This window comes from Nocardia sp. NPDC003345 (assembly GCF_053589395.1).
In genome coordinates, this window is record NZ_JBSFRU010000377.1 from 1 (window position 1) to 5793 (window position 5793).

Here is a 5793-nt window from a genome sequence, read left to right on the forward strand (position 1 = left end):
CACGGCGCAGGTAGATCAGGCGACCCGCGGCATCTCCGGGACGTACACCACCGCCGCCGGGGCCGAATGGGTCCGGTCGCCTCCGGAGCCGTGCGTCATGATGGCCGCGCCGGCGCCGACGATCAGGGTGAGCAGTACAGCGGCGATAACCATGTACAGCAGGGGCGAACGTGAGGAGTTGATCCTCGCAAAAGGTGACACGGTAACGGGACGATAACGAAGGGTGCGGCCGACGACAACCGGAACCGGCCGGTTCACCGCGCGCCCGAGCCGCAGCGGCGCGGGACCCCAGCTAGACGCCATGCAGTCCGGGAAACTGTGATTCAACTCACATCGAACTCCGGGGTGGTTCCTCAGTTCGCCAGCCGATAGACGCGCTGTGCGTTGGCCGTGCTGATCTCCGCCAGTTCCACCGGATCCTGCCCGCGGAGTCCGGCGACCGCCCGCACGGTGTACGGCAGGCAATAGGGCTCATTCGGCGCACCCCGGTACGGATGCGGCGTCAGATACGGAGCATCGGTCTCGACCAGCAACTGCTCGTCGGGCACCACCCGCACCGCCTCCCGCAGCTCGTGCGCGTTCTTGAAGCTCGCGGTCCCCGAGAAGCTCAGCACATACCCCTCGGCCACACACGACAGCGCCATATTCACGTCCGAGGAGAAGCAGTGGAAGATCACGGTCTCGGGTGCGCCCTCGTCCAGCAGCACGGTGAGCAGATCGTGATCGGCCTCCCGGTTGTGGATCATCAACGGTTTCCCGATCCGTTTGGCCAGGTCGATATGCCAGCGGAAACCTTCGATCTGGGTCTCGATATCCGCGCAGCCCTCGAGCTTGCCGGGCCAGTAGTAGTCCAGCCCGGTCTCCCCGACCGCCACCACCCGCGGATCCGCCGCCAACTTCTCCAGCTCGGCCCGCGCGGCATCGTCGAGCGCGTTCGCCCGGGTGGGATGCAGCGCGACCGCCGCGTACACCCGTTCGTCCCAGCCCGCCGCGCGCACCGCCCAGCGAGCGGCGTCCAGATCGTCGGCCACGGTCACCACCCGGCCGACCCCGGCCGCGGCCGCCCGGTCGACCATCGCCGCCACCGATGCCGCGTCGGTGGCACCGCAGGCGTCCAGGTGGGTATGCGCGTCGACCAGCGGCGCCAGCGGTTCGGGCAGCGGCGGCGCGGGACGTTTCGAGCTCATCGGACGGTCACCCGCGGCGAGCCGGCGAACAGGACAGGGACCGCCCCGCGGGCGGAACGCGGCGCACGCACACGATCGAGAAGAGGCACGCGCACCACAGTAGAGACCCCGCCCGGTCGCGTTGGCGCGGCGGCTCCGCCCGGCCCGCGGCCCACCACCGCCGAATTCGATTCCGGTCCGCGAAGCCCGGCCAGTACCCTCTGATGGCATGAACACGCAGTCGAGTCGGGTTCACCGCGGTCCGCATGATGGAATCGACACACCATGAGCGCAGTCGATCGCCCCGCCTTCTACCTCACCACGGCCATCGCGTACCCCAACGGTGCGCCGCATATCGGGCATGCCTACGAGTACATCTCCTCGGACGCGCTGGCCCGCTTCAAGCGGCTCGACGGGTACGACGTGTTCTTCATGACCGGCACCGACGAGCACGGTCAGAAGATGCAGCAGACCGCCGCCGCCGAGAACATCCCGGTGGAGGAACTGGCCGCCCGCAACTCCGATGTGTTCGAGCGGATGGACAAAACCCTCGACGTCTCCTTCGACCGGTTCATCCGCACCACCGACGCCGACCACCAGATCGCCAGCAAAGCCATCTGGCAGCGGATGCTCGACAACGGCGATATCTATCTGGGTAACTACTCCGGCTGGTACTCGGTGCGCGACGAAGCGTTCTACACCGAGGAAGAGACCACGCTGCTCGACGACGGCAGCCGTATCTCCACCGAGTCCAAGACCCCGGTCACCTGGACCGAGGAATCCAACTTCTTCTTCCGGCTCTCGGCCTACCAGGACAAACTGCTCGCCCTCTACGACGAGCACCCGGAATTCATCGCCCCCGCGACCCGGCGCAACGAGATCGTGAGCTACGTCAAGGCCGGACTGCAGGATCTGTCGATCTCGCGGACCATCTTCGACTGGGGTGTCCCGGTCCCCGACCACCCCGATCACGTCATGTACGTCTGGGTGGACGCGCTCACCAACTACCTCACCGGCGTCGGGTTCCCCGATACCGATTCCGCCGCCTTCCAGAAATATTGGCCCGCCGATGTGCACATCATCGGCAAGGACATCACCCGCTTCCACACGGTCTACTGGCCGGCGTTCCTCATGTCGGCCGGTATCGAACTGCCGAAACGGGTTTTCGTCCACGGGTTCCTCTACAACAAGGGCGAGAAGATGTCGAAATCGGTCGGCAACGTCGTCGACCCGCTCACCCTCGTCGACACCTACGGCCTCGACGCGGTGCGCTTCTTCCTGCTGCGCGAGATCTCCTACGGCCAGGACGGCAGCTACAGCCACGAGGCGATCGTCTCCCGCATCAACGCCGACCTGGCCAACGAATACGGCAACCTGGTCCAGCGCAGCCTCACCATGGTCGCCAAGAACTGCGGCGCCGCGGTGCCCACGCCGGGCGAGTTCACCGACTCCGACCGCGCGCTGCTCGACCGGGCCAGCGGGCTGCTGGACCGCTGCCGCGCCGAATTCGATGTGCAGCTGATGCACCTGGCACTCGAGCAGATCTGGCTGACCCTCGGTGAGACCAACCGCTACTTCAGCGCCCAGGCCCCCTGGGCACTGCGGAAATCCGGTACCGAGGAAGATCTCGCCCGGATGGCGACGGTGCTGTACGTAACCCTCGAGGTGGTCCGGATCGTCGCCATCCTGACCCAGCCGGTGATCCCCGGCTCGGCGGCGAAGATCCTGGACCTGCTCGCACAGCAGGGCCGCGAATTCGCCGATATCGCCACCCCGCTGGTACCCGGCGTCGCGCTGCCCGCGCCCGAACCGGTGTTCCCGCGCTACGTGGAACCCAAAACCGAGGACTGACCGCGAGACCCGGCCGGCCCGCGGCCGGGTCTCAGTCCAGCGCCGCGCGCCGGGCCGCCAGTACGGCGTCGTAGAGTTCGCGCCGCGAAACCCCCGCCATCTCCGCGATCTCCGCGCTGGCGTCCTTGAGCCGCAGCCCGGCCGCCGCCCGTTCCTCCACCTGCGCCACCAGATCCTCCGGATCCGCCACCGTCGGCGCGGCCCCCGCCAGCACCACCGTGATCTCCCCCCGCGCCCCCTCGGCCGCCCATTCGGCGAGCTCGGCCAGCGTGCCGCGCACCACTTCCTCATAGGTTTTGGTGAGCTCCCGGCAGACCGCCGCCCGCCGCCCGCCGCCGAGGACCTCCACCGCGTCGGCCAGACAATCCGCCAGCCGGTGCGGGGCCTCGAAGAACACGCACGCCCGCTGCTCGGTGACCAGGGTCGCCAGCCACTCCTTACGACGCCCCGGTTTGCGGGGCGCGAAACCGTCGAAACAGAACCGGTCCACCGGTAGCGCCGACAACGCCAGCGCGGTCGTCACCGCCGACGGCCCGGGCAGGCAGGTCACCGGCAGGCCCTGTTCGGCGCACGCCGCCACCAGCCGGTACCCCGGATCACTCACCGACGGCATCCCCGCATCGGTCACCAGCAGTACCGTCCGCCCCTCGGCGATCTCCGACAGCAGAGCCGGGACCCGGGCGCTCTCGACATGATCGTAGAAACTCACCACCCGGCCCCGGATCTCCACATCCAGCGCGGTGGCCAGTGACCGGGTGCGGCGGGTGTCCTCCGCGGCGACGATATCGGCGTTGCCCAGCGCCTCCCGCAACCGCGGCGACGCGTCCCCGATCGCCCCCAGCGGTGTCGCCGCCAGGATCAGCCCACCGTCGGTCACCATGCTCCTGCCCGGCCCGGCCGGTCCGAACCTGTCGATGTCGGCAGCCTAGCCGTGCCCACCGAGGGCCGGCGCCGGAGGCGGCGTCGAAAAACCCGCCGGGCACCCCTCCCCTAAACTCTCAGCGTGACCCAGCTGACCGAAATGCGCCCCGGCGCGCCCCGGCGGCCGCCGCATCTCTGGTCGAGTCCGGCTCCGTTGCGGCCCGCACCCGATTTCGGTCCCCTCGATACCGCGCGCGGATGGGTGGTCAGCCTGTTCCTGACGGTGGTCGCGGCCATTACGCGGTTCACCATGCTCAACTACCCGACCGACGCCGGGACCCCGGTCTTCGACGAGAAGCACTACGCCCCCCAGGGCTGGCAGTTCCTCACCGGCGGCATCGAGGACAACCCGGGATACGGGCTGGTGGTTCATCCGCCGGTCGGAAAGCAGATGATCGCGCTCGGCGAGGCGCTGTTCGGCTACAACGGCTGGGGGTGGCGGTTCACCGCGGCCCTGGCCGGCACCGCGCTGGTGCTGCTGGTGATCCGGATCGTACGGCGGATGACCCGCTCCACCCTGCTGGGCGCACTGGCCGGGATCCTGCTGATCGCCGACGGGGCCACCTTCGTCTCGTCGCGAATCGGCATGCTGGACATCTTCATCACCTTCTTCGTCACCGCCGCCTTCGGCTGCCTGATCGTCGACCGGGACGAGGTGCGGGCACGGATGGCCCGCGCCGACGCCGAGGGCCGGATCGGCGAAACACCGTGGGGCCCGCGGCTGGGCGTGCGCTGGTGGCGTTTCGGGGCCGGGGTGCTGCTCGGCCTGGCCTGCGGGACCAAATGGTCGGGGCTGTACTTCATCGCCGCGTTCGGGTTGATGAGCGTGCTGTTCGATCTGTCCGCGCGCCGCGCCTACGGAGTGCGGCGGCCGGTGTACGGCACCGCGATCCGCGATATCGGACCGGCCCTCTACGCGCTGGTGCTGGTTCCACTGGGCGTCTACCTCGCGAGCTACGCCGCATGGTTCCGCGAGGAGACCGCCGTCTACCGGTTCATGGCAGGAAACCCCTCGGCACCCGAAGACGGGATCGGGGCGGGCGGATTCTGGTCACATGTGGCGCCCGACGCGATGCGATCCCTGTGGTACTTCCACTCCCGCACCCTGACCTTCCACTCCGAACTCACCAACTCCGCCGGCAACCATCACCCGTGGGAATCCAAACCCTGGACCTGGCCGATGGGCCTGCGGCCGATGCTCTATTACTACGCCGACGACGGCGTCACCGGCTGCGGCCAGACCGAATGCGTAAAAGCCGTCATGCTCATCGGCACACCCGCCCTGTGGTGGATAGCGCTGCCGGTACTGGCCTGGGGGCTGTGGCGCTGGATCGTACGCCGGGACTGGCGGTACGCCGCCGTGCTCACCGGCTACGGCGCGGCCCTGCTGCCCTGGTTCCTGACCCTCGACCGCCAGATGTACTACTTCTACGCCGTCACCCTGGCACCGTTCCTGGTGATGGCGGTGGCGCTGGTCCTCGGAGATGTACTCGGTACCGTCCGCCGCCCGGCCGCGCGAGCGAACGGCTCCTACCCGCCCACGGAACCCAGCGAACGACACAGCCTCGGCCTGCTGGCGGTCTGCCTGTACACCGCGCTCGTGATCGCGAACTTCATCTGGCTGTGGCCGATCCTGACCGGACTCCCGATCACCACCGGAAACTGGCAGGACCACCTCTGGCTTCCCAGCTGGAGGTAGGAGATGTGGGGGTGGGGTGAACTCTTCGCGAAGGGGTGGGTTGGGATCACCAGCTCGGCGCAGGGGGGATTGGGGATCGACGCCTCTGCGAAGGTGGGTTCGGATGTGCCCCCTTCGCGAAGGGTGGGGCTGTGATTTTGGAGCGGCTCCGCCGCT

5 protein-coding genes are annotated in these 5793 nt (G+C 68.5%); 2 read left to right on the top strand and 3 right to left on the bottom strand.

Features of this window, described 5'->3' with window-relative positions:
- Positions 1-15 precede the first annotated feature (15 nt).
- Positions 16-153, bottom strand: coding sequence for a hypothetical protein (locus tag ACWDU1_RS28435; protein WP_450003138.1), 138 nt, complete (start codon positions 151-153; stop codon positions 16-18).
- 200 nt (positions 154-353) lie between these two features.
- Positions 354-1187, bottom strand: a complete 834-nt coding sequence (locus ACWDU1_RS28440; RefSeq protein WP_450003132.1) for a TatD family hydrolase — start codon at positions 1185-1187, stop codon at positions 354-356.
- 264 nt (positions 1188-1451) lie between these two features.
- On the opposite strand from ACWDU1_RS28440, the gene metG reads away from it, so the two are divergent.
- Positions 1452-3017, top strand: coding sequence for a methionine--tRNA ligase (metG, locus tag ACWDU1_RS28445; RefSeq protein WP_450003133.1), 1566 nt, complete (start codon positions 1452-1454; stop codon positions 3015-3017).
- Between the two features lie 31 nt (positions 3018-3048).
- On the opposite strand, the gene rsmI is transcribed toward metG, so the two are convergent.
- Complete coding sequence (gene rsmI, locus ACWDU1_RS28450; RefSeq protein WP_450003135.1) at positions 3049-3897, bottom strand: 16S rRNA (cytidine(1402)-2'-O)-methyltransferase; 849 nt, start codon at positions 3895-3897, stop codon at positions 3049-3051.
- Between the two features lie 141 nt (positions 3898-4038).
- Here rsmI and ACWDU1_RS28455 point away from each other — a divergent pair, with 141 nt between their 5' ends.
- Complete coding sequence (locus tag ACWDU1_RS28455; protein WP_450003136.1) at positions 4039-5637, top strand: dolichyl-phosphate-mannose--protein mannosyltransferase; 1599 nt, start codon at positions 4039-4041, stop codon at positions 5635-5637.
- Positions 5638-5793: the final 156 nt, after the last annotated feature.

Coding starts and splice junctions, on each gene's coding strand:
- ACWDU1_RS28440 (WP_450003132.1), bottom strand. CDS start 1,187: ATGAGCTCGAAACGTCCCGCGCCGCCGCTGCCCGAACCGCTGGCGCCG.
- ACWDU1_RS28455 (WP_450003136.1), top strand. CDS start 4,039: ATGCGCCCCGGCGCGCCCCGGCGGCCGCCGCATCTCTGGTCGAGTCCG.
- metG (WP_450003133.1), top strand. CDS start 1,452: ATGAGCGCAGTCGATCGCCCCGCCTTCTACCTCACCACGGCCATCGCG.
- ACWDU1_RS28435 (WP_450003138.1), bottom strand. CDS start 153: ATGGTTATCGCCGCTGTACTGCTCACCCTGATCGTCGGCGCCGGCGCG.
- rsmI (WP_450003135.1), bottom strand. CDS start 3,897: ATGGTGACCGACGGTGGGCTGATCCTGGCGGCGACACCGCTGGGGGCG.